This is a genomic window from Shewanella sp. SW1 (assembly GCF_025653545.1).
Lineage (GTDB): Bacteria > Pseudomonadota > Gammaproteobacteria > Enterobacterales > Shewanellaceae > Shewanella > Shewanella oncorhynchi.
This window is the reverse complement of the sequence record NZ_JAKKSG010000003.1, coordinates 21,281-46,511: the sequence shown is the minus strand read 5'-3', so window position 1 is coordinate 46,511 and position 25,231 is coordinate 21,281. Positions and strand designations below refer to the sequence as shown.

General features: G+C 44.5%; 21 protein-coding genes. 9 read left to right on the top strand and 12 right to left on the bottom strand.

The window, feature by feature from the left end; genetic code table 11:
* The first annotated feature begins 266 nt into the window (after window positions 1-266).
* Complete coding sequence (locus tag L5M71_RS03425) at window positions 267-2,222, top strand: hypothetical protein (RefSeq protein WP_263205501.1); 1,956 nt, start codon at window positions 267-269, stop codon at window positions 2,220-2,222.
* A gap of 118 nt (window positions 2,223-2,340) precedes the next feature.
* On the opposite strand, the gene hda is transcribed toward L5M71_RS03425, so the two are convergent.
* Together hda and L5M71_RS03415 are read right to left on the bottom strand one after the other, a co-directional pair.
* Complete coding sequence (gene hda / locus L5M71_RS03420) at window positions 2,341-3,051, bottom strand: DnaA inactivator Hda (protein ID WP_168823935.1); 711 nt, start codon at window positions 3,049-3,051, stop codon at window positions 2,341-2,343.
* Between the two features lie 62 nt (window positions 3,052-3,113).
* A complete protein-coding gene (locus L5M71_RS03415) occupies window positions 3,114-4,205 on the bottom strand; it encodes a DUF2066 domain-containing protein (protein ID WP_105252829.1) in 1,092 nt (363 codons plus the stop codon).
* 215 nt (window positions 4,206-4,420) lie between these two features.
* On the opposite strand from L5M71_RS03415, the gene L5M71_RS03410 reads away from it, so the two are divergent.
* A complete protein-coding gene (locus L5M71_RS03410; protein ID WP_028760316.1) occupies window positions 4,421-5,671 on the top strand; it encodes a uracil-xanthine permease family protein in 1,251 nt (416 codons plus the stop codon).
* 161 nt (window positions 5,672-5,832) lie between these two features.
* On the opposite strand, the gene grxD is transcribed toward L5M71_RS03410, so the two are convergent.
* The gene (gene grxD, locus L5M71_RS03405; RefSeq protein ID WP_011846572.1) at window positions 5,833-6,165 is read right to left on the bottom strand and encodes a Grx4 family monothiol glutaredoxin; all 333 of its coding nucleotides are present in this window, start codon (window positions 6,163-6,165) and stop codon (window positions 5,833-5,835) included.
* Between the two features lie 225 nt (window positions 6,166-6,390).
* On the opposite strand from grxD, the gene sodB reads away from it, so the two are divergent.
* The 4 genes from sodB (at window position 6,391) to L5M71_RS03385 (ending at window position 12,067) form a co-directional block, all read left to right on the top strand.
* Window positions 6,391-6,975 (top strand): superoxide dismutase [Fe], encoded by a 585-nt coding sequence (gene sodB, locus L5M71_RS03400; protein ID WP_028760317.1) that lies wholly within the window; start codon window positions 6,391-6,393, stop codon window positions 6,973-6,975.
* 286 nt (window positions 6,976-7,261) lie between these two features.
* Window positions 7,262-9,196, top strand: a complete 1,935-nt coding sequence (locus L5M71_RS03395) for a PrkA family serine protein kinase (RefSeq protein WP_131523897.1) — start codon at window positions 7,262-7,264, stop codon at window positions 9,194-9,196.
* A gap of 66 nt (window positions 9,197-9,262) precedes the next feature.
* Window positions 9,263-10,531 (top strand): YeaH/YhbH family protein, encoded by a 1,269-nt coding sequence (locus L5M71_RS03390; protein WP_063883574.1) that lies wholly within the window; start codon window positions 9,263-9,265, stop codon window positions 10,529-10,531.
* Between the two features lie 9 nt (window positions 10,532-10,540).
* Window positions 10,541-12,067, top strand: a complete 1,527-nt coding sequence (locus tag L5M71_RS03385; protein ID WP_263205503.1) for a SpoVR family protein — start codon at window positions 10,541-10,543, stop codon at window positions 12,065-12,067.
* A gap of 84 nt (window positions 12,068-12,151) precedes the next feature.
* On the opposite strand, the gene fadR is transcribed toward L5M71_RS03385, so the two are convergent.
* Window positions 12,152-12,868 (bottom strand): fatty acid metabolism transcriptional regulator FadR, encoded by a 717-nt coding sequence (fadR, locus tag L5M71_RS03380; RefSeq protein WP_028760321.1) that lies wholly within the window; start codon window positions 12,866-12,868, stop codon window positions 12,152-12,154.
* Between the two features lie 301 nt (window positions 12,869-13,169).
* Between fadR and nhaB the strand changes: the two genes are divergently transcribed.
* The 3 genes from nhaB to L5M71_RS03365 all read left to right on the top strand — a co-directional run bounded on the left by nhaB (window position 13,170) and on the right by L5M71_RS03365 (window position 18,179).
* A complete protein-coding gene (gene nhaB, locus L5M71_RS03375) occupies window positions 13,170-14,771 on the top strand; it encodes a sodium/proton antiporter NhaB (protein WP_028760322.1) in 1,602 nt (533 codons plus the stop codon).
* An 89-nt stretch (window positions 14,772-14,860) separates the two neighbouring features.
* Complete coding sequence (dsbB, locus tag L5M71_RS03370) at window positions 14,861-15,388, top strand: disulfide bond formation protein DsbB (RefSeq protein WP_028760323.1); 528 nt, start codon at window positions 14,861-14,863, stop codon at window positions 15,386-15,388.
* A gap of 160 nt (window positions 15,389-15,548) precedes the next feature.
* Window positions 15,549-18,179: a PAS domain-containing protein gene (locus L5M71_RS03365; RefSeq protein WP_263205505.1), complete on the top strand. Its 2,631-nt coding sequence runs from the start codon at window positions 15,549-15,551 to the stop codon at window positions 18,177-18,179.
* 10 nt (window positions 18,180-18,189) lie between these two features.
* On the opposite strand, the gene L5M71_RS03360 is transcribed toward L5M71_RS03365, so the two are convergent.
* From L5M71_RS03360 to L5M71_RS03325, 8 genes are all read right to left on the bottom strand, one after another.
* Entirely contained in the window at window positions 18,190-18,552 is a 363-nt protein-coding gene (locus L5M71_RS03360) for an STAS/SEC14 domain-containing protein (protein ID WP_259527522.1), read from the bottom strand.
* A gap of 472 nt (window positions 18,553-19,024) precedes the next feature.
* The gene (locus L5M71_RS03355; RefSeq protein ID WP_006081279.1) at window positions 19,025-19,381 is read right to left on the bottom strand and encodes a DUF3802 family protein; all 357 of its coding nucleotides are present in this window, start codon (window positions 19,379-19,381) and stop codon (window positions 19,025-19,027) included.
* Window positions 19,382-19,557: 176 nt separating this feature from the next.
* Window positions 19,558-20,133, bottom strand: a complete 576-nt coding sequence (locus tag L5M71_RS03350) for a YceI family protein (protein ID WP_028760327.1) — start codon at window positions 20,131-20,133, stop codon at window positions 19,558-19,560.
* A 155-nt stretch (window positions 20,134-20,288) separates the two neighbouring features.
* Complete coding sequence (locus L5M71_RS03345; RefSeq protein ID WP_006081277.1) at window positions 20,289-20,741, bottom strand: YaiI/YqxD family protein; 453 nt, start codon at window positions 20,739-20,741, stop codon at window positions 20,289-20,291.
* Window positions 20,742-20,809: 68 nt separating this feature from the next.
* The gene (gene pdxH, locus L5M71_RS03340; protein WP_131523902.1) at window positions 20,810-21,448 is read right to left on the bottom strand and encodes a pyridoxamine 5'-phosphate oxidase; all 639 of its coding nucleotides are present in this window, start codon (window positions 21,446-21,448) and stop codon (window positions 20,810-20,812) included.
* A gap of 28 nt (window positions 21,449-21,476) precedes the next feature.
* Window positions 21,477-22,418, bottom strand: coding sequence for an S-adenosylmethionine decarboxylase proenzyme (locus L5M71_RS03335; RefSeq protein WP_263205700.1), 942 nt, complete (start codon window positions 22,416-22,418; stop codon window positions 21,477-21,479).
* A gap of 159 nt (window positions 22,419-22,577) precedes the next feature.
* Complete coding sequence (speA, locus tag L5M71_RS03330; protein ID WP_028760330.1) at window positions 22,578-24,491, bottom strand: biosynthetic arginine decarboxylase; 1,914 nt, start codon at window positions 24,489-24,491, stop codon at window positions 22,578-22,580.
* 487 nt (window positions 24,492-24,978) lie between these two features.
* Window positions 24,979-25,131, bottom strand: coding sequence for a hypothetical protein (locus L5M71_RS03325; RefSeq protein ID WP_011846564.1), 153 nt, complete (start codon window positions 25,129-25,131; stop codon window positions 24,979-24,981).
* Window positions 25,132-25,231 lie beyond the last annotated feature (100 nt).

The following is a 25,231-nucleotide window of genomic DNA, read 5'->3' as shown; positions in this document are numbered from 1 at the left end:
TAGGTATGGCGGCATTTTTTATATTAGAAGGCCAAACCTTGGCTCAAATATCCCTTATGATCTCAGTCTGAATACCCATTTTAACCTTAGTTCTAACCTCCGTTCCGACGTCAATTCCCATCACGACAAAATTAACACTTATTATACTTACACTGACTTTTTGCAACTAAGTGCCCGTGTTATAGTCAGTTTCTCACAGTATAAGCGTCCCATGACGCCACAAAAGTCTAAATAGCACAGCAGAGTTAGCAAGGGAGAATGGTGTAATGGGAATGTCGATACCACTGAAATTTTTCGGATTTATGGCTTGCTCTGGCCTACTTGCGGCATGCGGGGGCGGTGGTGATAGTCAACCAGATGATAGTGTAGTCACGCCCCCCTCCACCTCACTAGCACGCTGCACAGATAGCATTTCGCCACTCATTACCACCACGTCATCCTCAATTCGCTTTCAAACCGAGCCAAATTATGTGGCGGGTCAATCCAGTACTATCATTGCCAATATCCTAAATCGTGACAGCCAAGACTTAACCTTCCGTTGGCAGCAAATCGATGGCCCTAACATAGCACTCGTCAGTCAAAACAGTCCGGTATTAGCCCTTGATACTCCCACCGCAGGCGGCTACCGTTTTAGCTTGCATGTGACGGGCAGTAATCTAGATGTCTCCGGAGAAATTGGTATTAATGTCGATCCCGCATCGACGGGTATGCTAAACGTTCGTCAAGATCATCAAGTGGTTGAAGGCAATAATGTGAGCTTAAGACTCGGGCAACAATCGGAATTAAGCGCAGCAAATATCTCTTGGTGTGTAGCATCTGGCCCAGATTTAATGGTCGATGTGAGCGATCCGTTTAGACCCTTGTTTACCGCGCCAACGGTCACCCAGGATACAATCACTCGGCTCAAAGTGAATGCCAACGTCAATGGCAATCAGCTTAGCGATGATGTCTTTGTGCTAACAACCTCGGCGCCAGCGATCAGCTCACCATACTTCGATACCCCAGTTGCGCGCACCCATGCCTATCGTCCGGATTCACCTTACGCCAATGTGCTAGCAAACTGTGTTTACTCCAATCAGCTTAATGATAGCTGCACTATCAATACCTTACCTTTGATAGGTCAAACCTCAAGCGATCTCAATCACGAGACGATTCTAAATCGAGTACTGGTTTCCCACGATTGGATGGGTGATAACTTTGCCGCTTTCTTAGCCCAGATGGACCCCAATAGCGACTTTGCCCGCCTGTTACAATCCGTCACGGCCGTGGTGATTAGCTATGATGTACGCCCTTCTTTCTATTGGGTAGTCACAGGGGCGATTTATCTCGATCCCAATGATTTATGGCTTACGCCAAGCCAGCGCGACACTATTAATGAGGCGCCGGATTACCGCAGTAATTTTGGAAATGATCTTAACTTTGTGATGCCTTGGCGTTACGTGAAAGATAACCAATATGCCTCCCTTGGCGTGCCTATCACAGTCAGAGCAAACCGCACATTAGCGCAAATCAATCCCGATCTGGCGTCCTTGTTGTACCACGAGCTCGCCCATGCCAATGACTTTTTTCCACGCAGCGTGCATGCCACACTCACAGGGCCAAGATTGTTAGATGACTACAGCCGCCGCAATGCCAGCAAGAGTCTAATTTCAGATCAAGTCAGCAAAACCTACCCATTAACGAGCACTGAAATGATGGGACTTGCCAATGTTAGTTTCCTCGGCGCAGCGGCGAGTAATGTGCAAAAGGCCTATCAAGCATCGGATGTCAGTACTTTCTTTTCTACCGATATCGCCAGCGACTTCTATGCATATTCCAGTACCCGTGAAGACACGGCCATGTTATTTGAGGAAGCCATGATGAGTTATCGCTATCAAATATTGCGTGATGTCGCCGTCACCAATAAACCTGCGATTTTAACTGCGGATTCGCTGATTATTGACTGGGGACAAAGGGGACGAATTGCGCAAGACAGTCTAGAAAATCGCGCTGCGTTGGTGATTGATGAAATGCTGCCAGAGCTTAATGGGATCAGTCTGGTCGAAAGCCTACCCGAGCCAATTAATATGGTGCAAGGTCAAAGCTGGCGTCAAACATTAGCAATATCGCCTGCGAATACGCAGCTCAAAGGCCAAAGCAATGCAACTGCAATTAATGCCGAGTCTCGTTTTGAAGCCGAACTTCGCTTAAGTGGTGACCGTCACCAACATCCACAACAATAGCGTTTTAAATTTTAGATAAACAAAAGCCCGTATGTATTCAACATGACGGGCTTTACTCTTTTTGGCTTTAATGCCAGTAGGTTTTGTATCTTCAGAACGAACACAAGCCATGCTGTATCTAAAGGTGTAGCATCTCTTTAGCAAACGGAATCGTGAGCTTACGCTGATGCACTAATGAGGCCTTATCTAACTTATCCAATACATCAAACAAGGTACGCAAATCCCGCGCCATACGGTTCAGTAAAAAACGCCCGACATCTTCCGGTAATTGCAGGCCACGCATAGCGGCGCGGCGTTGCAGTGCGGCAAGTTTTTCATCATCTGCCATGGGTTGCAGTTGGTAATTCAACCCCCATTGCATACGTGAAACAAGATCTGGCAAGAGGAACCCAGCATCCGCAGGAGACGAGCTGCCGCTGACCACTAAGGCGCAATTCTTATTTTCTGCGACGCGATTGTAGAGATCAAAAATCGCCTCTTCCCAAACGGGGTGGCCGGCGATGGCATCGACATCATCGATACAAACCAAATCCAACTGTTCTAGGCCTTCAAGCAATGCGGTCGAAATACTCGCATGTATGCCTAAGGGAATATAAAAGCTGCGACGCTCCACTTCATTAGCGTGCGCGCAAGCAGCGTGCATTAAATGGGTTCGACCCGATTTAACTGGGCCCCACAAATAGATGGCGGCTTCACCATGCCCTTCGGCATTCGCTCTCAATTTTTGAATAAGTTCATCATTACCCGCGGCGGGGTAATAACTATTAAAGGTTTCGTCATCTGGCAAATGCACAGGTAGCGAGAGTTGCAAAGGTGAGTTTAAGGGCACTCGGTCTTCTCAATATTAAATAAAAACAATGCCGTGCTTAACTAAGCACGGCCGATAACATCTTAATGTAAACGCCATTCATACACAGGTTTGCCAGTTTGATTAGAGACAGGGCTAAATTCACCTGCACTCACAGGTGCGACCACAGAAATACGCGGCTCTAAGCTTAATAAGCGTTGTAAATCCGTCTCTGAGCCAAATAAATCTAACGAGAAAGTCACAGTATTACCTTGAATATGCGTTAACGTGGCATTTTTAATCGCGCTGAGTTGCTTCAAATATTTTTCAACTTCAACTAATTGCGCCATTTTTTGGATATTAACGAAGGTAACACTCGCACCAAGCTGAGTACCAGTATCGGCAATCGCATACTTAGTAAAATAGTATTCACCTAACGCCGCCATCATAGCGGTAATCGCTTGGGCCGAATTTTCAGCAGTACCGTTGTAACTGAATAACGGTGGCGTCAAAGAATCAATGGTAGCCTTAGTATAAAGATTTAAACGATAACGAACCTGATTCCCGGCGGCATCAATTGCCACTAGCGCCAAAAAGTCAGCTTGATAGCGGCCAGACACACTCGCCACGATGTCGGCAAACATCCCTTTAATATCGTTAGGATTTATACCCATCAACTCATCAAGATCTAAGATAGGCAAGAGTACAGGTATACCGCGGGCATAGGAAAAATCGCTAAAAATCTTACGTTCGGCTAACGCAGATGAGTCACCCAATATCATAGTGTCGCCATCACCAGGCATAGCAACCCAAAATAAGGTCAGCGGGCGTTGAGTTCCCCAAACAGGCAATTGTGCCTGACGCAGTAACGCCACTATGCGGCGGTGCTCAAAACTCGCGGTCAACAGCAATTGGCCATTTTGCTCGATATAACCATACTGGCTCAGCAAGGTATCAGGATTACTGAGCTGAGATTGGATTAGGCTGTTATCGAGGGATCGCGCAGTCCCAGTGTTCTTGATAATGACTTGCTCAAGTGCACTTTTTAAGGCTTTGTCGCGTTCAGCAACTGCGCGCGAAGACACAGGCACATTGGCCTCATCTAATTTACTCACCTCAACAGCATTGACGCTATTAATCGTGAACAGACAATATAGAAATGCAATTAAGCTCGGCTTCAATAGGAATTTCAGCATCTTTGAGTAGTTGAAGTAGCGTCAGATGAGGCAAATTGTACCATAGTTAGCGCCTTAAGCGAGTCTTGCCAAAATTTAGCCCCATTTCCGTGCCTGCCATAGCACAGAAAACCCAAACAGTGATCAACGTCGGCAAAACAGGCGATTTTCTCCTGCTCAAAATCCAACAAACTGTTATCATTTGGCGGTTTACCCTAAATTAACGAGAATAATAAATGAGACGACTCGCTATCCCCCTACAGGGCGCGCAAATGCTATTTGTGGCCTTCGGTGCCCTAGTACTAATGCCGCTACTTACAGGGCTCGACACCAGTGTGGCATTGTTTACCGCAGGTATCGGTACCCTACTCTTCCAATTGATTACTAAACGCCAAGTGCCTATCTTCCTCGCATCTTCCTTCGCCTTTATTGCCCCCATACTTTATGGCGTGCAGACTTGGGGAATTCCATCCACAATGGGCGGCATTATGGCCGCGGGCGTGGTCTACGTCATGCTCGGCGCCTTGGTTAAAGTGCGCGGTACTGACTTTATTCACAGACTATTGCCCCCAGTCGTAGTGGGACCTGTGATCATTATTATCGGCCTTGGCTTAGCCCCCGTGGCAGTGAATATGGCATTAGGCAAGAGTGGTGATGGTAGCTTGACTTTAGTCGCTACAAATACGGCGTTATTTATTTCGCTCGCATCACTTGGTACCACTATCGCGGTGGCGATTTTCGCAAAGGGCCTACTCAAAGTGATGCCGATTTTAGCAGGTATTATAGTAGGTTACAGTTTAAGCCTAGCCTTTGGTATTGTTGATTTTGCAGTCGTGACCGCTGCAAGCTGGATTGCTATTCCTAAATTTGTCGCGCCAGAATTAAACTGGTATGCCATTGCATTTATGATCCCAGTGGCAATCGCCCCTGCGGTAGAACACATAGGTGATATTCTGGCGATATCCAACGTCACGGGTAAAGATTTTATGAAAAAACCCGGCCTGCATCGCACGCTAACGGGTGACGGGATTGCCACAATTGCAGCCGCAGCCTTTGGTGGTCCACCGAACACGACTTACTCAGAAGTGACAGGTGCAGTAACCTTAACCCGAAATTTTGATCCTAAGATCATGACTTGGACTGCCATTACCGCCATCACTTTAGCCTTCGTTGGCAAACTAGGTGCGCTGATGCAAACTATTCCCGTCCCAGTGATGGGCGGTATTATGTGTTTGCTATTTGGTTCCATTGCCGCAGTTGGCCTCAACACCCTTATTCGTAATCATGTGGATTTATCTGAGCCACGTAATTTAAGTATTGTCGGTGTTACCTTAGTCTTTGGTATCGGCGGCATGGCATTTGGCATAGGTTCATTCAGTCTTACTGGTATTAGCTTGTGCGGTATTGTCGCTATTACCATGAACTTACTATTACCCGCGACTAAGCCACACAATAAACACCATGAGTCTGATGTGACGCCTCATTAATTACGGCTTGAAAACACGATCAATTTCGAAGTATGTCGTTGAAAAATAACCACTTTATAAAATTGATCGTTTCTTAAGAAACCACCATAAAAAAGCCGCCGTGATATCAATCACGGCGGCTTTTTTATGAAGCAATATTTTTATGAAGTAAGAATTAACTCTTACTCTTCAGTCTTGATCTTAGCGGCAGCCGCTTTGATCAAAGGTTGTAATTCGCCTTTTTGGAACATGTCCACTACGATATCACACCCACCGATCAACTCGCCTTCAATCCACAATTGTGGGAAAGTCGGCCAGTTAGCAAACTTAGGTAATTCTGCGCGAATGTCTGGATGCTGAAGAATATCCACGAATGCAAACTGCTCGCCGCAGTTAATCATGATCTGAGCTACCTGTGACGAGAAGCCACAGCTTGGTAACTTAGGAGAGCCTTTCATATAAACAATGATAGGGTTTTCCGTGATCTGCTGCTTAATTTTCTCTACTGTTTCCATTTTGATTCCTAAGTAGGATGACGTTGACTCAATGCGACTATTGTACGTCAGCTAGACGCAGAACAAAATCCCACAGTTTGTAAGGTTATGTCGACATTTGATTTTTCGATGGCGTCTATCTAGTCAATTAGCTAAACAATGATTCACATCACAAATTTTATCGGTACAATAGTCCCAAGTGAGCACGTTTAAGAAACGATAACCTAAGACCATGGAGAGATACTAATGGCTTTCGAATTACCCGCATTACCATATGCAAAGAACGCACTAGAACCACACATTTCTCAAGAAACTATAGAATACCACTACGGCAAGCACCACAACACTTATGTTGTGAAGCTAAACGGCTTAATCGAAGGAACTGATTTCGCTGGCAAATCTTTAGAAGATATCATCAAAACTTCTACGGGTGGCGTGTTTAACAACGCAGCTCAAGTGTGGAACCACACTTTCTACTGGAACTGCTTAGCCCCTAATGCTGGCGGCGAACCAACAGGCCCAGTTGCTGATGCAATCAATGCCGCTTTCGGTTCATTCGACGCATTCAAAGCGCAATTTACTGATTCAGCAGTAAACAACTTCGGTAGCGCTTGGACATGGTTAGTGAAAAAAGCCGATGGCACTCTTGCTATCGTTAACACTAGCAATGCAGCGACGCCACTGACTGACAGCACAGTAACACCAATCATGACAGTTGACGTGTGGGAACACGCTTACTACATCGATTACCGTAACGTGCGTCCTGACTATCTTGCCCACTTCTGGCAATTAGTTAACTGGGACTTCGTTAACCAAAACTTCGCAGGTTAATTCATTTAACCTAACGTTGTTTACTGCCGAATGAGCAGTGGGTTAATCCCAGTAAAAAGAGCCCTAGTGGCTCTTTTTTTATGCCCCTCGTTTGCCGCCCATCCCTTATCCTACCGATTTATCCTCCGCTAACTACAAGTGCAATAATTGCGTTTGCAACTATTTGTTATTGTTTTTATTTGATATTTTTTTGACACAGATAGTGAGTTTGTGTCTAAGATTAGAGTAGAAGGCTGGCTAGCCAGTTATCCGTTCCATGACATCACTGGCGTTTCAGGGGGTTTATATGGGCATTTTCGAGCATTACCAAAAGCGCTACGAACAAAAACTCGATGAAGAATATTCTTTGCAGGAGTTTCTGGACATCTGCAAGGGAGATCGCAGCGCTTACATGTCAGCATCAGAGCGACTACTGCTTGCAATTGGTGAAGCAGAAGTCATTGATACCGCAAAAAATCCAACACTTAGCCGTATTTTTTCGAATCGACTTATTTCACGCTATCCCGCATTTAAAGATTTCTTCGGCATGGAAGACGCCATAGAGCAAATTGTGGCTTACCTAAAGCACTCGGCTCAAGGATTAGAAGAATCCAAACAAATTCTATACCTACTGGGCCCAGTGGGCGGCGGTAAGTCATCGCTAGCCGAAAAACTCAAAGCACTAATGCAAAAAGTGCCCATTTACATTCTGAGCGCGAATGGAGTCCGCAGCCCAGTCAACGATCACCCCTTCTGCCTGTTTGATGTGGAAGAAGATGGACAGCTGTTAAAAGATGAATTCAACATTCCCAACCGTTATCTGAAAACCATCATGTCGCCTTGGGCGGTAAAACGTCTGCATGAGTTTGGTGGCGATATCTCCAAATTTCGCGTGGTGAAAGTCTTTCCATCCATTCTGGACCAAGTGGCAATAGCGAAAACTGAACCCGGTGATGAAAACAACCAAGATATTTCGTCCCTTGTCGGTAAAGTCGATATTCGGCAGCTCGAACATTTCTCCCAAGATGATCCCGATGCTTACGCCTATTCAGGCGCATTGTGCCGTGCAAACCAAGGGGTGATGGAATTCGTCGAGATGTTTAAGGCACCCATTAAAGTGCTGCATCCACTACTAACTGCAACTCAGGAAGGTAACTATAACGGCACAGAAGGCTTATCGGCCTTGCCCTATAGCGGGATTATTCTGGCTCACTCAAACGAGTCCGAGTGGTCAACCTTCAAAAACAACAAAAACAACGAAGCCTTCCTCGACCGTGTTTACATCGTCAAAGTGCCCTACTGTTTACGGGTCTCAGAAGAGCTGCAAATCTATCAAAAACTGCTAATCAACTCTGAGTTATCAAAAGCGCCCTGCGCTCCCGGCACCTTAGAAACCTTAGCGCAATTTAGTGTGTTGTCACGCATCAAGCCGCCTGAAAACTCCTCCATCTACTCTAAGATGCGGGTATATGACGGTGAAAGCCTGAAAGATACCGATCCTAAGGCTAAGTCTTACCAAGAATACCGTGATTACGCAGGTGTCGATGAAGGCATGAATGGACTATCCACCCGTTTCGCCTTTAAGATTTTGTCGCGGGTATTTAACTTCGACCATTCAGAGATCGCCGCCAACCCAGTACATTTATTCTATGTCCTCGAACGACAAATTGAACAAGAACAGTTCCCCGGCGATACCGCCGAACGTTATCTTGAATTCCTAAAAGGTTATTTGATCCCTAAATATGTGGAGTTTATCGGTAAAGAGATTCAAACCGCTTACTTAGAGTCTTACTCTGAATACGGCCAAAATATCTTCGACCGCTATGTTACCTACGCCGATTTTTGGATCCAAGATCAAGAATACCGCGACCCAGAAACAGGTCAGCTATTCGACCGCGCCGCCCTCAATGCTGAACTTGAGAAGATTGAGAAGCCCGCGGGGATCAGCAATCCTAAAGATTTCCGTAATGAAATCGTTAACTTTGTGCTGCGCGCCCGCGCGAACCATGAGGGTAACAATCCACTCTGGACCAGCTACGAGAAACTTCGCACTGTGATCGAGAAGAAAATGTTCTCCAACACAGAAGATTTACTGCCTGTTATTTCCTTTAACGCCAAAACGTCGAACGACGATCAACGCAAACACGATGATTTCGTCAATCGCATGATGGAGAAAGGCTATACCAAAAAACAAGTCCGACTCTTGTCTGAGTGGTATTTACGAGTTCGTAAATCTTCTTAAACTTGCGCTAACTAAGTACAGGGCTTTGGTGTTGCCAAAGCCTTCGCTGGGTTTTGGGAGGTGCGTATGGCGAACTTTATCGATAGACGGTTGAATGCGAAAGGAAAAAGCACAGTCAACCGCCAACGCTTTATCAATAGATATAAGCAACAAATTAAAAAGGCCGTCAGCGATGCAGTGACTCGTCGCAGCGTAACGGATGTAGATAAAGGCGAAAAAATCAGTATCCCAACACGGGATATCAGTGAACCAATGTTTCACCAAGGCAAAGGCGGTGTCAGGGATAGAGTGCATCCCGGTAATGACCAATTTACCCGTGGCGATAAAATTGACCGACCACCTGGTGGTTCAGGCGGCGGTTCGGGCAAAGGCGAGGCCTCAAACTCGGGTGAAGGCGACGATGACTTTGTGTTCGAAATCTCTAAAGATGAGTATCTAGAGTTATTGTTTGAGGACTTAGAACTCCCCAATCTACAAAAAAATCGCCTCAATAAACTGGTGGAATACCAAATTTACCGTGCTGGGTTCACCAATGATGGCGTCCCCGCTAACATTAATATTGTCCGTTCATTACGTTCATCCCTTGCACGTCGCATTGCAATGTCGGCCAGTAAAAAGAAACTATTAAAAGAGTTAGAACAAGAACTTGCTGAACTGGAAAATATTCCAGGTACTAAGGCAGAGTTGATTTTGGATTTAAAAGCTCAAATTGAGGAGTTAAAACAAAAGATTGCTAGAGTGCCGTTTATCGATACCTTCGATCTGCGCTTTAATAATTATGCGAAACGAGAAATCCCCTCTAGCCAAGCTGTGATGTTCTGTTTAATGGATGTGTCAGGTTCTATGGATCAGGCAACCAAAGATATGGCAAAACGCTTCTATATCTTGCTGTATCTGTTCCTCACTCGTACCTATAAAAATTTAGAAGTGGTTTACATTCGCCACCATACCCAAGCCAAAGAAGTCGATGAACACGAGTTCTTTTACTCCCAAGAAACGGGCGGCACCATAGTGTCCAGTGCATTGAAATTAATGCATGAAATTCAACAAGCCCGCTACCCCGCCGATGAGTGGAATATCTATGCAGCCCAAGCATCCGACGGTGATAACTGGGCCGACGATTCACCAACCTGTAGGCAATTGTTAGAACAAAAAATCTTGCCACTGGTGCGCTACTACAGCTACATCGAAATCACCAATCGCGCCCATCAAACCCTGTGGCGCGAATATGAATCCCTGCAACAGCATTACGACAACATCGCCGTGCAGCACATACGTCAAGCCGAAGATATTTACCCTGTCTTTAGGGAGCTATTCAAGAAACAAGCGGTTTAAGGGGGCACTATGGGGATAACTAAATCAACACCTTGGACACCACTGAGCGATGGTCCCGACTGGAGCTTCGAGCTACTGCAGGACTACCTCAAGGAAATTGAACGGGTAGCAGCACTGTATAAGCTCAGCACTTACCCAAATCAAATTGAAGTCATCACCGCTGAGCAGATGATGGATGCTTATGCGGGCATTGGTATGCCCATTGGTTACACCCATTGGTCCTTTGGCAAACGTTTTATCGAAACCGAGCAAGGTTACAAACGTGGCCAAATGGGGCTCGCCTATGAAATTGTGATTAACTCTAACCCCTGCATCGCTTACTTAATGGAAGAAAACACCATCACAATGCAGGCGCTGGTGATAGCTCACGCCTGTTTCGGACATAACAGCTTTTTTAAAAACAATTACTTATTTAAGACATGGACAGATGCGAGCTCGATTATTGACTACCTTGTCTTTGCTAAAAACTACATAAGTGACTGCGAGCAAAAATACGGTGTAGAACAAGTCGAAAGCGTCATAGACTCCTGTCATGCGCTAATGAACTATGGTGTCGATCGTTATAAACGTCCCTCTGAAATCTCATTCAGGGAAGAACAAGCAAGACAAAAGGATCGCGAGGCTTACCTTCAAAGCCAAGTAAATGATTTATGGCGCACGATTCCGACCCATCAACATGAGCAGTCTCAATCTAAAAAACGTCGTTTCCCCGCCGAACCGCAGGAAAATATTTTATATTTCATCGAGAAAAACGCTCCTTTACTTGAACCATGGCAAAGAGAAATAATCCGTATTGTGCGTAAAATGGCGCAATATTTTTATCCGCAAAAACAAACTCAAGTGATGAATGAAGGCTGGGCAACCTTCTGGCATTACACTATCTTGAATCACTTATACGACGATGGCGTGGTTACTGACCGCTTCATGATCGAGTTTTTGCAAAGCCATACAGGCGTTGTGGCCCAACCTGATTACAACAGTCGTTATTACAGCGGCATCAACCCATACGCCTTAGGTTTTGCCATGTTCACCGATATTCGGCGTATTTGTGAAAATCCAACCGATGAAGATAAAGCTTGGTTTCCCGACATTGCTGGCAGTAATTGGATAGAAACATTGCATTTTGCGATGCAAAACTTTAAAGATGAAAGTTTTATAAGCCAATATCTCTCACCTAAAGTTATCCGCCAATTTAAATTGTTTGGTATCCATGATGATGAGAAACGCAATTATCTTTCGGTATCCGCGATCCACGATGAACGGGGCTATCAAGATATTCGCCAGTTACTATCACAACAATATAACCTGTCTAATATTGAGCCAAATATCCAAGTACATAATGTGGAAATCAACGGTGATCGATCCTTAACCTTACATTATGTGCCAAATAACGATATTCCCTTAGCCAATAGCCATAAAGAAGTATTAAAGCATTTACATCGATTATGGGGTTTCACTGTCACCTTAGAGCAAAAAAATGCAGATGCGGGTATTAGCGTCTTAGCATCCTGCCCTGAAGCCAATAAACCAGAATAATAAGCACAATAAAAAGGCCGTTTCCAATTGAAACGGCCTTTTTGTTTATTTAGCACTATCTTAACGTGATATCACTCACAGAGTTTAATGATCTTGAGCAATAGAAGCCGGCATATCTTCGCGTAATTGTAACCACATCTTACCGCTATTCATGCCATAGGTACGCATTAGCGCAGAGACATCGAGGTAATTTTTAGCCTGAGCCAACAGTTCTAATTCTTTGTAAAAGTTCAATGCTAATAAACGCGCATCTGAGCTGGTAAAGTAATAACGACCAACTCGACTATACAAACCTTTAAATCCGTTTAATATCAAAACGTAAAGTGGATTTCCTGACGAAAACGCTAAGGTGTGATGCAGTAAGTAGTCAAATTCAGCATAGGATTCAGCCGTATCTTCAAGCTGGTGTATCTTTGCAAGTACCTCCACAGCGGTATCCGGGTTATAACGCAAAGCACCGCGAAAATAGATAGCACTGACGTTCGTTCTAGCTGACAAGAGTTGGTCAACCAATACCGGAAAACCCTCGGGATTCAAATCAGCAATAGTCTCAAGAATGTTTAAGCCTGAGGTTTCCCAAAAGTTGTTAACCCGTGTTGGTTTGCCATGCTGAATTTTCAACCAACCGTCACGCGCCAAGCGCTGTAGCACCTCACGCAAAGTGGTGCGAGTCACACCAATCAATTCTGAAAGCTCACGTTCAGCCGGTAAAATGGACCCTGGAGGAAATTTGTTTTCCCAAATTGATCTCACAATATACTTCTCTGCAAAACTTGCAGGTCCTTTGGCATTGATAATCATCAGCCCACTTATCCAGTTGTTGTGCGTCGTAATGGTCACTGATCATACCAGAGCGGTAAAAAATGGAAACCATTCACTTAAAATCACTGTGTTATCGCCGTGTAAATGTCACAGAATCGTTCAAAAAAACGACCAAGGTCAATACAGGATGGGCCAATTTTGCCGCTTAGCTCCGCTTTTTGAAATGTCGGTATCAGTAACTCATTACATTAGCTTTCTCTTTAGGCTAGACTCATTTAACTAACGCAGGTATTGATAATAATCACGTGCAATTTTTAACATAATTAGAAGAGAGGCTGCCATGCCGGCGACAATGAGTCAGGCGTTTATTGGGAACTTCTTAGGAAATTCTCCTAAGTGGTACAAAACCGCAATACTGTCATTTTTAATTATCAATCCAATACTCTTTTTCTATGTCGACCCCTTTGTGGCTGGTTGGGTATTGGTTCTAGAATTTATTTTTACCTTAGCAATGGCATTAAAATGCTATCCATTACAGCCTGGCGGATTATTGGCAATTGAAGCCGTCGCGATCGGAATGACATCGGCAAGCCAAGTCTTACATGAAATAGAAGCCAACCTCGAAGTATTATTACTCTTGGTATTTATGGTCGCTGGTATATATTTCATGAAGCAATTGCTGCTATTTGGCTTCACGAAAATCATTACTAAAGTGCGCTCTAAAATTTTAGTGTCATTAATGTTTTGTTTGGCTTCAGCCTTTTTATCAGCCTTCTTAGATGCGTTAACGGTTATTGCCGTCATTATCGCGGTCGCTGTGGGTTTCTATTCTATTTACCACAAGGTCGCTTCTGGAAAAGATTTCGGCGCCGATCACGATCATACCTCTGAAGGTAAAAATGATGATGGTGAAGATCAGTTAAACGAAGAAGAACTCAGTGCATTCCGTGGTTTCCTACGTAATCTGTTAATGCATGCTGGTGTGGGTACTGCGCTGGGCGGCGTGTGTACTATGGTGGGTGAACCACAAAACCTTATTATCGCCGCGCAAGCAAATTGGCAATTTGGTGAATTCGCTGTGCGTATGTCACCCGTTACTGTTCCTGTATTAATCTCGGGTATCTTAACTTGTTACTTAGTTGAAAAATTTGGCATTTTTGGTTATGGCGCTAAGTTGCCAACGGCCGTTCATCGGATCTTATGTGAATATGCCGCCCATGAAGATGCGCGCCGTACCAATAAAGACAACATGAAGTTAATCGTCCAAGCCTTAGTGGGTGTCTGGTTGATCGCAGGACTTGCATTGCACTTGGCCTCAGTGGGCTTAATTGGTCTTTCTGTGATTATTTTAACCACAGCCTTTAACGGCGTTACCGATGAGCATGCCCTCGGTAAAGCTTTCGAAGAAGCACTGCCTTTTACCGCGTTATTAGCTGTCTTCTTTGCGGTTGTTGGCGTGATTATCGACCAGCACTTATTCGCACCAGTGATCCAATGGGCACTGAGTTATCAAGGCAATACTCAGTTGGTGATTTTCTATATCGCCAACGGATTGCTGTCTATGGTGAGTGATAACGTGTTCGTCGGCACAGTGTACATTAACGAAGTGAAAGCGGCATTAATTAACGGTCAAATCAGCCGTGATCAATTCGACTTGCTGGCCGTTGCGATTAATACTGGAACTAACTTACCTTCGGTTGCCACGCCCAATGGTCAAGCGGCGTTCTTGTTCCTACTAACCTCAGCCCTAGCGCCACTTATCCGCTTATCCTATGGCAGAATGGTATGGATGGCATTACCTTACACTATCGTGCTGTCTATTGTAGGTGTCATGGCGATTCAAACGGGTTTCTTAGAACAAGCCACCCAATATTTCTATGATTCCCAGATAATCATCCATCACAGCGCTAGTGAAGTTTTAGAGCCGATGACTGGACATTAATCTTCTTTATTGACTGAACTTTATTTAATAAGTAGAGTCCAAAAAACGCCCCATGTCTGAGGGCGTTTTTTGTTGATATGGAGCTCACTTTGACTGTAATGACTCGCTTTGCCCATTCCCGTTCATCTTGGTTTATTCTCGCAGGCACAGCCCTTGGGTTAGAAGCAGCCGCCCTGTATTTTCAATATGTTATGAAACTGGAACCCTGTGTCATGTGTATTTACCAAAGACTCGCTATTTTTGGTTTATTGGCAGCAGGTCTCATTGGCATGACAGCACCCAAATATCGAATCGTCAGGATCTTAGCTGCCGTGCTCTGGGCCATCAGTGCAACTTGGGGATTAAAACTAGCCTTATCGCTCGTAGATATGCAAGCCAACCCATCCCCTTTTTCAACCTGCTCATTCTTACCTGAATTTCCAGCTTGGATGCCATTACACGAATGGTTCCCTGCCGTTATGATGCCTACTGGCATGTGTACTGATGTACCTTGGGTCTTTATGGGTGTAACGATGCCCGAATGGATGGTCGTGGCCTTCAGTGGCTTCTTAGTCGCTTGGTTACTCTTTATTGTGCCTGTCCTAAGTGGTTCAAATAAACCATCTCTTTATAAATAACGAGTTTGAGATAAGGCAGGCATAAAACCTGCCTTTTTATTGACGATTATATTCCACTTATCCTATTCAATCCTCGCAACTTAAACATATGCCAATAGCAAAACAGTGAGAAAGCGCTACACTGGCTCAATGAAAAGTGGTGATTTGGAAACTGGGGATTATGGGAAAAAGTTCGACATCTAAGCCACACACGCCATTAACCCAATGGCAAAACAGTTTGCCATTCAAATTTAGCCTTATTCAGCTCGTCATTGCCGCTATTTTGATTTGTAGTACAGCTTGGGTGATGCTAAGCATTCAACGCCAACAAGTTCTTGATCAGCAAGCCGTGTTAAACCAAAACTATGGCCAGTTGATTATCGCCAAACTGCAAGAAATGACTTCACAGGTTGAAACCGTAGTCGACTCTATTTCCAGTATTGCCAAACTTTACCGCTATGATCATGAGCAACTGGTGAAAACCATTCCCACGTTGCTGAAACTCGATAGTCAACAACGCATCATCTCTGGCGGCGGCGTCTGGCCGGAACCCGGCGCGTTTAATCAGCAAAAATTTCGAGATAGCCTGTTTTGGGCACACAATGTAAACGATGAATTAGTCGCCATTGATTCCTATAACAAAGACACGTTCCCAAGCTACCACACCGAAGAATGGTATCGCCCGACGCGCTATTTTCCTGCTGGTAAAATTTTCTGGTCAAAATCTTATTTCGATCCGACAACCCATGAGTCAATGATCACAGCCTCAGGCGCTATGTGGATGGACCATCAGTTTATTGGTGCAGCCACTGTGGATATCAGTTTAGAAAAGCTCAATGTGCTGTTACGCAATGCTATGATTAATGTCAGAGGCTATGTCATAGCCTTAGATCATCAAAACCAAGTACTCGCCTATCCAGATGCCAATAACGATCTTAAGCATCAAACCAATACCAATCATTCTTTCGTCACCTTCAATCATCTCGCCAGCCAACAGCCAGATTTCAGCCCCGTCGAAGTCGAATTACAGAGTGCAGATAAAGCCTTTATAGAAGCGGCGATTGCCGAGCGCGTTTTTACCCAAGAACAGATGCAGCATCTAACGAGACTAAGTCATCAAAATGAGCGTGACATGTTAGCGGCCATCGTAAATAACAATGCCTTAAATCATTTTACTGCCCCGAAATTACTGACGTCGGTAACTTTGACCCATGATCCAATCCTTAAAACGGCATCTCTCGTTTCGGTATTTCTCATGCCAAATACCTATTGGAAGGTACTTGTCGTCACCCCAATTTCACCGCTGCAGGATACCGCTAAACATTTAATCGAAAAGGTCGGCGTTTATTTAGTCTGTATTCAACTATTAGGCTTAATTCTATTATTCTTACTCCAGCACCGACTATTTATCACCCCCATTATTGAAATCGTCCAAGCCTTAAAACGTAATGATTCCGCCTCTATCGAACTCAAAGCCAAAGACAGTCACGACGAAATTGGCTTATTAGCCAAGACATTCCTGTCGCGCACTCAACAACTTGAAGTGGCGATGGCGAGTTTAGATGCCAGTAATCTTGCACTAGAGCAACAATTGCAGAGTCAGAACCTATTCCAACTCGAATTAAAGCGCCATAAAGAACAACTAAGGGCTTTGCTGAAATTTTCCCAAAACCTTATCTATGTCAAAGATCTGCACGGTAAATATATTCTGGTGAATGACAAGTATTGTGAAATTTTAGGCATAGAACGCAGACGCATTATTGGCGCCTCGGATTTTGAGGTATTCCCCAGCCAATTTGCCCATGAGTATCAACAGAACGATCGGCGCGTACTGCACAATAACGAAGCCATTAATTTTGAAGAGGCCATCCCCTCGCCACTGGGGAATCTTATTTATATCGTGACCAAATTTAAGATAAAAGATGATGACGATACTGTGATTGCGGTCGGCGCTATCGCCTTTGATATCACGTTGAAAAAGATTAAAGAGCAAGAACAGGAGAAATTACTTTTAGGGCAAGTCGAGACGCTCAATCATCTACAAGAGCAAATTCGCCTTATCAATCAACATAATAATGAGCTTTACCAAGAGCAAGAAGCATTAACTAAAATGCTTGAGAAGCATCATCAACTCAATCTCAGCCGTGAACAAAGCCAACAGCTAATGCAAAACTTCTTAGCTGAAATGATGACGCAGATCATGCATGAGCAAGATCAGCTACTCGCCAAAGTTTGCCAACTGCAGCAAACGGACGAGGCAAATTACAGAACTCAGATCACCGAAATCATGGTGACTCAGGCAGAGAAATTGCGGCATATTGCCCAGCTGCTGACCAATCATCAAAACGATATTCGTCCATTACATCTCGCGCAATTTATGCGCCATCTCTTAGGTTTGCTAAAAGTGCAATTAGCGAAAGCAAACGTAGAGATAGTGCTCGATTGCGAGGAAAACATCATCATCGATGGCCCTGCTTGGCAATATCTGCAACTCTTCTATCGCTTAATTACTAACACTTTGAATCATGCTTTTAAGACTCACAACGAACAGCGTGAAATCACCATCGCCATCGACAAATCGAACGACGTGCTGCAGATCAGTATTATCGATAATGGAATTGGTATGACGGAGGCGCAGCTCGCACAATTGCGACAGGAACTGGAGCAAGAACTCTGCCTCGGAACCTTAACCTGCATCAATCTGTGGCTCAAAAACGATCTCAATGGCAGCTTAACCATCAGCAGCCAGTTAAACCAAGGCACACACATACAGTGTCATTGGCCGCTTAGTACCAGCTTAGCGTCGCAATAAAGAATACGGCTTACTGATCAAGCCATGCCTTAGCTTGGGTTTGCTCATCGGCAGTAAATACCTTTACAGGGCACGGCAGCATACAGGCAAGCGCATTGACCATAGCGCTTGTTTGAGCTTCGTTAGCAATCATCACCACTCTTGAGAAATCACTTAAATGAAATAAGCCGAGTACTGCATCGTCCCACAGGGCAGCGACGGATATGCCTTCAAATTCAGGGGCAAACTCGTACCAGAGGCGAATACTGGCGTGATCTTGCAGCTTAGCTTCAATGGCGGGAACCAGATAACCTTCAACATCCTCATGGTTTACACGACCAGATGCGACGACTGCTAATATGTCATGGGCATGGCCCGAAGAGATCGTTAGCATTGAACACTCCTTATCAATACACGAAGGGGAAAATAGTTAAAGCTCACACACTAAAGATACACAGACAATGGCATAAATGCTGGAAAAGAGAGTGGTTTATTTTACGCTAAGCCGATTTAGTCCTCACCACTCAAGTTTTAAAATCACTCGAGCTAAGTGTCAGTCAGCAGAAAAAGTCACAAAGCGAAGTGGCAATACAAGACTGAAAAGTGATGAAAAGTAGAATAACTCGAAGGGAAACGGATAGCAGATATAGCCTCACACCAAATGTTTTAAGCTTAACGCTAACTCGCGCAGCGACTTAAGACTAGATTCAAGGTGAGGAAACACATGGCACTCAAGCGTGGCAATCAAGCGGCAAAAACATGACGGTTAAAATAGGCCGTTAACACTAACTGTTACAACGAGCTGAAATTACACCTTAATTTTAATGCCAGCACGCTTGCCACTCAAAGCTAGAGCGCCCTTCTGACTAGGCGCTGACTTGCTGTTTAGCGATTTCTTGATCGAACAAATTCTTAATTAAACCGGAAAATTCGGTAATAAATAACGTCTGCGCGGGCGTGGCTTTATGATTGGCAACCGAAGCTAAAATCTCTTCTAAATCATATACTATCGCATCCACTTCGCGGATAATCATGTTGCGCTGCGTGAAAGACAATGACGGATTTTGACCACACACCATAATGATCTGCGCCGACAATTGCTCTTCAAACAATTCCATCACAGTATCGTCTGAAATCACCTCAGAATTTGGTGTTTCAAATAAGCCAAGATGTTCAGTTAAATACTGGACCAAATGCATGTAACCATCTTTATCTGTGACCATTTTTTACCCTTTAAACTCATTAACTTAATATCTATTGTGATGCTATTAATAGCACATCAGAAAATATCAAAGAAGCCAAAGGCTCGGCTTCTTATCAAGATCTCGCATACGCCACTTATTTAACTCTAGCCTATCTTCGATAACAGACGTATTGATCTATACCAATCTTATTGAAGTTACTGAGTTAAGGTTAGTACAAATGACACAGGAACAGCTTGACTAATACTCGATAAACCCGCAATTTCACGTAATTTATCAATCCCAGCCACAAGATCAAACTCATTGGCATTAACAATTACCGGTTGAAAACTGTTCACTAAAAGTTTGTTATCAGAAACTTTAGTGATAATCACCGAAAAAGCCTTAGTTTGCGATTTGCCGTGTAACGCAATTTTTCCATCAATATCAAAAACTTTACTCTCACCGACGCCAAGATTTTTTAGTATCTTAGGGTCTACTTGTGATGACAGTTTCAGCTCTGGATACAAAGACACTTCAAATAACAAATTTTGCATCCGCTCATCGCGGACATCAATACCCGTTGCCACACCGATTAGTGGAATTGTTAATTCAAATTGACCGTTATCTTTTAGCGTACCTTTGAGTTGTTTAAAGTGATGGACTTCACCTATATCACCTTTCTTTACCGAAATAAAACTGACTCGCGAATCTTGTTCCATCACTTGCCATTGCGCGGCACAGCTAAAACTGGCCATAGCAGATAAGGCGACAATTCCCATCCATTTTTTCATCATATCCGTCCTTAAAGAGTGAGTTTAAAAGCCATGCCGTAAAGAAATTCGACATCCGCAACAGGCTAAAATCCTGCCCAGTTAAACGTGATCAACATCACCTAACTTAAGCTAAAGATACTCTGTTTATCCATTAGCGACCAGTAAACTATGATTCATACGCGCACTAACCATTTATCTAAGCTATTGGCAAAAGCCTGTTTATCTGCTTGAGAAAACGAATCAGGCCCGCCAGTGTGCACGCCAGAACCGCGCAAATCCTCCATAAAATCGCGCATCGTCAGCTTTTGTTTTATGTTATCGACGGTATAGAGCTCGCCACGGGGATTGAGCGCCAAGGCGCCCTTTTCAATGATTAAAGCCGCTAAGGGAATATCCGCGGTGATCACTAAATGCGTCGGTTCAACATGATCGACAATATATTGATCTGCCACATCAAATCCCGCACCGACTCGAATTTGGCTGATATAGGGAGATGGCGGTACGCGGATCATTTGATTAGCCACCAGCACCAGCGGCAGGGCTTTGCGCTCCGCCGCCCGGAACAGGATTTCTTTGATAGGATTAGGGCATGCATCCGCATCAACCCAAATTTTATAATCACTCAATGTCTTTTAACTCTGTTGTTAGGTTCACGAGCTCAGTTTTATGCCGAGCTATCGAACTATGCACCGTACTAAGGTGCTAAACGATCGATTTCCCACTCTGCATCATGGCGAGAATAAATAAAACGATCATGCAGCCTGTGTTCTCCACCCTGCCAAAATTCGATACTCGAAGGTCTCACTAAGTAACCGCCCCAAAAACTGGGTAAAGGCACATCGCCCTTGGCGAACTTAGCTTTCATTTCAAAGAATTTGCCTTCAAGTACTTGTCTGGCACTGAGTTTACTCGATTGCTGTGATACCCAAGCCGCAATTTGGCTGTCCTTAGGACGGGTCATAAAATATTTAAGTACTTCAGCGGTGGACAGCGCCTGCGCTTCACCGAGCACCGACACTTGCCGCTCTAGAGGATGCCAAGGGAAATGCAAACTGACTTTATTATTAGCAGCAATTTGCTGTGCTTTACGGCTGCCAAGGTTAGTAAAGAATACGAAACCTGTATCATCGAACCGCTTAAGTAATACTATTCGTTGAAAAGGTTGGCCGTGCTCATCTACAGTCGCCACACACATGGCGGTGGGATCGCTAAGCTCCGCATCCCTCGCCTGCGTCATCCACAATTCAAACAAGTCCATCGGGTTTTGCGGTAAGTCAGCACGTCTTAAGCCGCCTTTGGCATACTCGCGGCGGATGTCACTGAGATCTGTCATGGGGTTTCCTTAAGCAAACGTCAAAAATTCACATGAGTTCAGGGATCAGCACTTCAGCCTGAAGCTGCTGATAGTGGCTAAAACCAATGTCATAACCTTGCTCGGTCGTTAATGAACACCGCCCTAAGCATAAATGGGCAGGAAATCCCTGCGTTGAGTCGTCGGTATTAAAGCGGATTGTGTCCCAACTGACAGGAGCAAACAAGGTTAATAGACGCCCCAATAGATCTTGCGGATACTGCGCTAAATCCAGATTCGTTTCAAAGCTCACATAGGAGCTAGCGCACGCATTCTCGCTTTGAGGCGTAATATGCAAGGTAACATAATATTTGCCCCAGAGACCGTTCATCGAAAAGCCTGACGGATCAAATAAATGGGCGTCAATCTCAAATTCAGGGAGTAAATCGTTAAGTTCGAGTGCAGCGCAAATATCATCTTTACTCTGCGAGCCGCCATTAAGATAGTCGGCAAATTCGCCACGAATGTGGTACATCAACAGCTCACTGGTTTGATCATCCTTTGGTGCTCGATAATCACTGTCAGAGCAAAAAAAATAGTGATGATGGCTGTCAAGATGGCCCACTCGAAAGGCTTTACCGGCGATACGTTGGCGCAGTTTGCCAATATCCTCGGCAAAACTCGTGGTTTGCAGATGGGCTTGGTATTCGTTTTTACGCTGATAACTCACCAAGGCCATGGCAGGCACGCCAAGCGCGTCGATAAAATAACAAGCGGCGTCCACTAAGGTACTGTTACCACAGGTGAGCATGACAAATCTGTCGTGCCATACAAACAAGCTGGATTCACTCAACAGATAAGCATCACAGTCCGCATTACTTAACTGCGACAGTATCTCAGCGTGGGCACAGTTGACTAAGGCAGACCAAAAACTCACATCGAGTTCTCGTAAATTCGGCGTAGACGCCGTCACGATAATCTCGAGTTTTTTTTCTGAACCTTCAAAAAACATCAACCCTTTGACCTCATGATCGTCACTCATCCTTTACTTGATCCTAGAACAACGCGATTTTACACGACTAAAACGGCAATAAAAGTGAAAAATCTGTCCTTATAAAAACAAAAATCAGCCGAGGTTACCCAAGGCTGATTTATTTTAACACGCTAGAAATTAAGAAAAATCTTCTAAATAGGTATAGCCTTTCAGCCCTAGTTGCAATTCTTCTAAAATTTGTGCGCGTTCACCTTCGGCGATATGCAGATTCACTAACTCTTCATAAGTGCGCATAAAGGCCACCGCATCTAAGTTAACGTAACGCAATACGTCAGCAACCGTGTCACCCGCCAATACAGATTCGATGTTAGTCACACCATTATCTTCGATGCGAACCACTGCTGAGTTTGTATCACCAAACAGGTTATGCATATCACCCAAGATTTCTTGGTATGCACCCACAAGGAAGAAACCAATCAGGTATGGGCTATCCGCACTCCATGCTGGCACTGGCAGCGTGGTTTCAATCCCTTGACCATCAACGTATTGATCGACAATACCGTCAGAGTCACAGGTGATATCGAGCATGACAGCACGGCGTTCAGGGGCTTTATCTAGGCCCGATAACGGCAATACTGGGAACACTTGGTCAATACCCCAAGCATCCGGTAATGACTGGAATAATGAGAAGTTAACAAAGAACTTATCGGCTAACTTTTCATTGAGTTCATCAATGATAGGTCTGTGATAACGGTTTTTCGCACTCAATAGCCCTTGCACTTCATGACACACGCGCAGGTTAGCTTGCTCAGCCCACGCACGCTCCGCTAAGGTCAATTGACCTAAAGCGAATAGCGAATGCGCTTCTTGTAAGTCACTTTGGCTATCGTGGTAAATCTCAATCAAAGCACGTTGATCGGCGCGGCCGCTGATCTCAGACCATGAATGCCACATGTTATGCAATAACTGTGGTGAATCTTCCGCAGGCGGTTGAATATCTTCAGGCTGATAAGCTTCAGTACCGATAACATCGGTGATAAGCACTGCATGGTGCGCCGTTAAGTAACGACCCGATTCTGAAATAATACGTGGCATTGGTTGCTCGTACTCATTACAGATGTCGGTCAATACGTTAACTATGTTGTTAGCGTATTCGGTCAGGCCATAGTTCATCGAGTTATTACTTTGGCTACGAGTGCCATCGTAATCCACCGCTAAACCACCACCGACGTCAAAGCAGTTAACGCTTGCGCCTAATTCACGTAATTCACAGTAGAAACGACCCGCTTCACTCACACCTTGGCGAATATCACGGATATTAGCGATTTGCGAACCTAAGTGGAAATGCAGCAATTGCAGCGAATCCAGCATATCGTGTTGCTTAAGTTGCTCTACAACCAACAAAATTTGCGCAGCAGATAAACCGAACTTAGATTTCTCACCGCCGCTCGCCTGCCACTTGCCTTTGCCTTGGAACGCTAAACGTGCACGTAGACCTAAACGCGGTGTCACACCCAGACGTTTAGATTCAGCTAACACCATTTTCAGTTCAGACAGTTTTTCTAAAACGATGTAAACCTTGTGGCCTAACTTTTCACCAATCAGTGCTAAACGGATATATTCATTATCTTTATAACCATTACATACAATGACTGAACTGGCTTTTTGCGCCATGGCTAACACAGCCATCAGCTCAGGCTTACTGCCCGCTTCTAAACCCAGTTGTGGTACTTCTTTTGATGCCTGACTCGCCAGGATCTCTTCCACCACAGTTTGCTGTTGGTTTACTTTAATCGGGTAAACCAGCAAATAGTCCGCCTGATACTCGTACTTCTGTATCGCTTGGTCGAATGCTTGGCACAAACTGTTCACTCTGTGGTGCAGGATCTGCGGAAAACGAACTAGTACAGGTAAAGCGACTCCCGCCTTAACCATGTCTTTGGCTAGCTCATTTAAGCCAATCTTGTAATCAGGATTTTTGGGGTCCGGTGACACAGTCACCTCACCTTGATCGCTAATCCCATAAAAACCTTGGCTCCAGTGAGTAACATTGTACCCAGCACGAGCATCATCAATAGACCAATCATTCATTATTATTTAGCCCGTCTATTAAAAAATGGGTTAAACGGTTATGGCTTAATAGCACAACCGCCCGTTCGACAAACCCAGGCAAAGGGACACCTTACCTGACATACACGAAGGTAGATTTTACCTTCTCCTTAATGCCGCAACGTCACGCTAGTGTAAGTGACATTGCTGCGATTTTCATTAATAGCGCAAGAGACAACTCATCTTAGCGCAATACATCGTATCATATTGAAGGGAAAGCTTATTCCCTTACCTCAGTAAAGCTATCTTTACTTGCCTAGCTTGCATTTATCCTCAGGCTAGAGGGCGCAAATACCGCCAAAAAGCCAAATAAGATCCTGAGTCGTATCCTTAAAACATCAAGCTAATAAGTAGCTTAAAGACGTTCGAAAGAGGTTAAGACCTTCAGAAACCGATAACACAAGTAGAAAACGAAAACCGATAACACTGAACTAGCGAACACGCCAAACCAGCTTATCGCTAGGCAAGATTATTTTAACAGGGGACTATTGGCTTCTTCGCGGCCAGAATTGATGCGGATCAACGTGAGATGCTTAAGGCCAGTATCATCGTATGGTACGACAATCGAGCGTTGGCATTGTGACACTTTTAGGCAAAGTGCAAAAAATGGATGCTTGTGCATTAGCTAATAAAAACCCTCTTAACCCCATGTAAATCGATATGTTGTCAATTACACGGTTAATGACTGGTGAACCATAAAACCTTTATTACTCACGTAATAT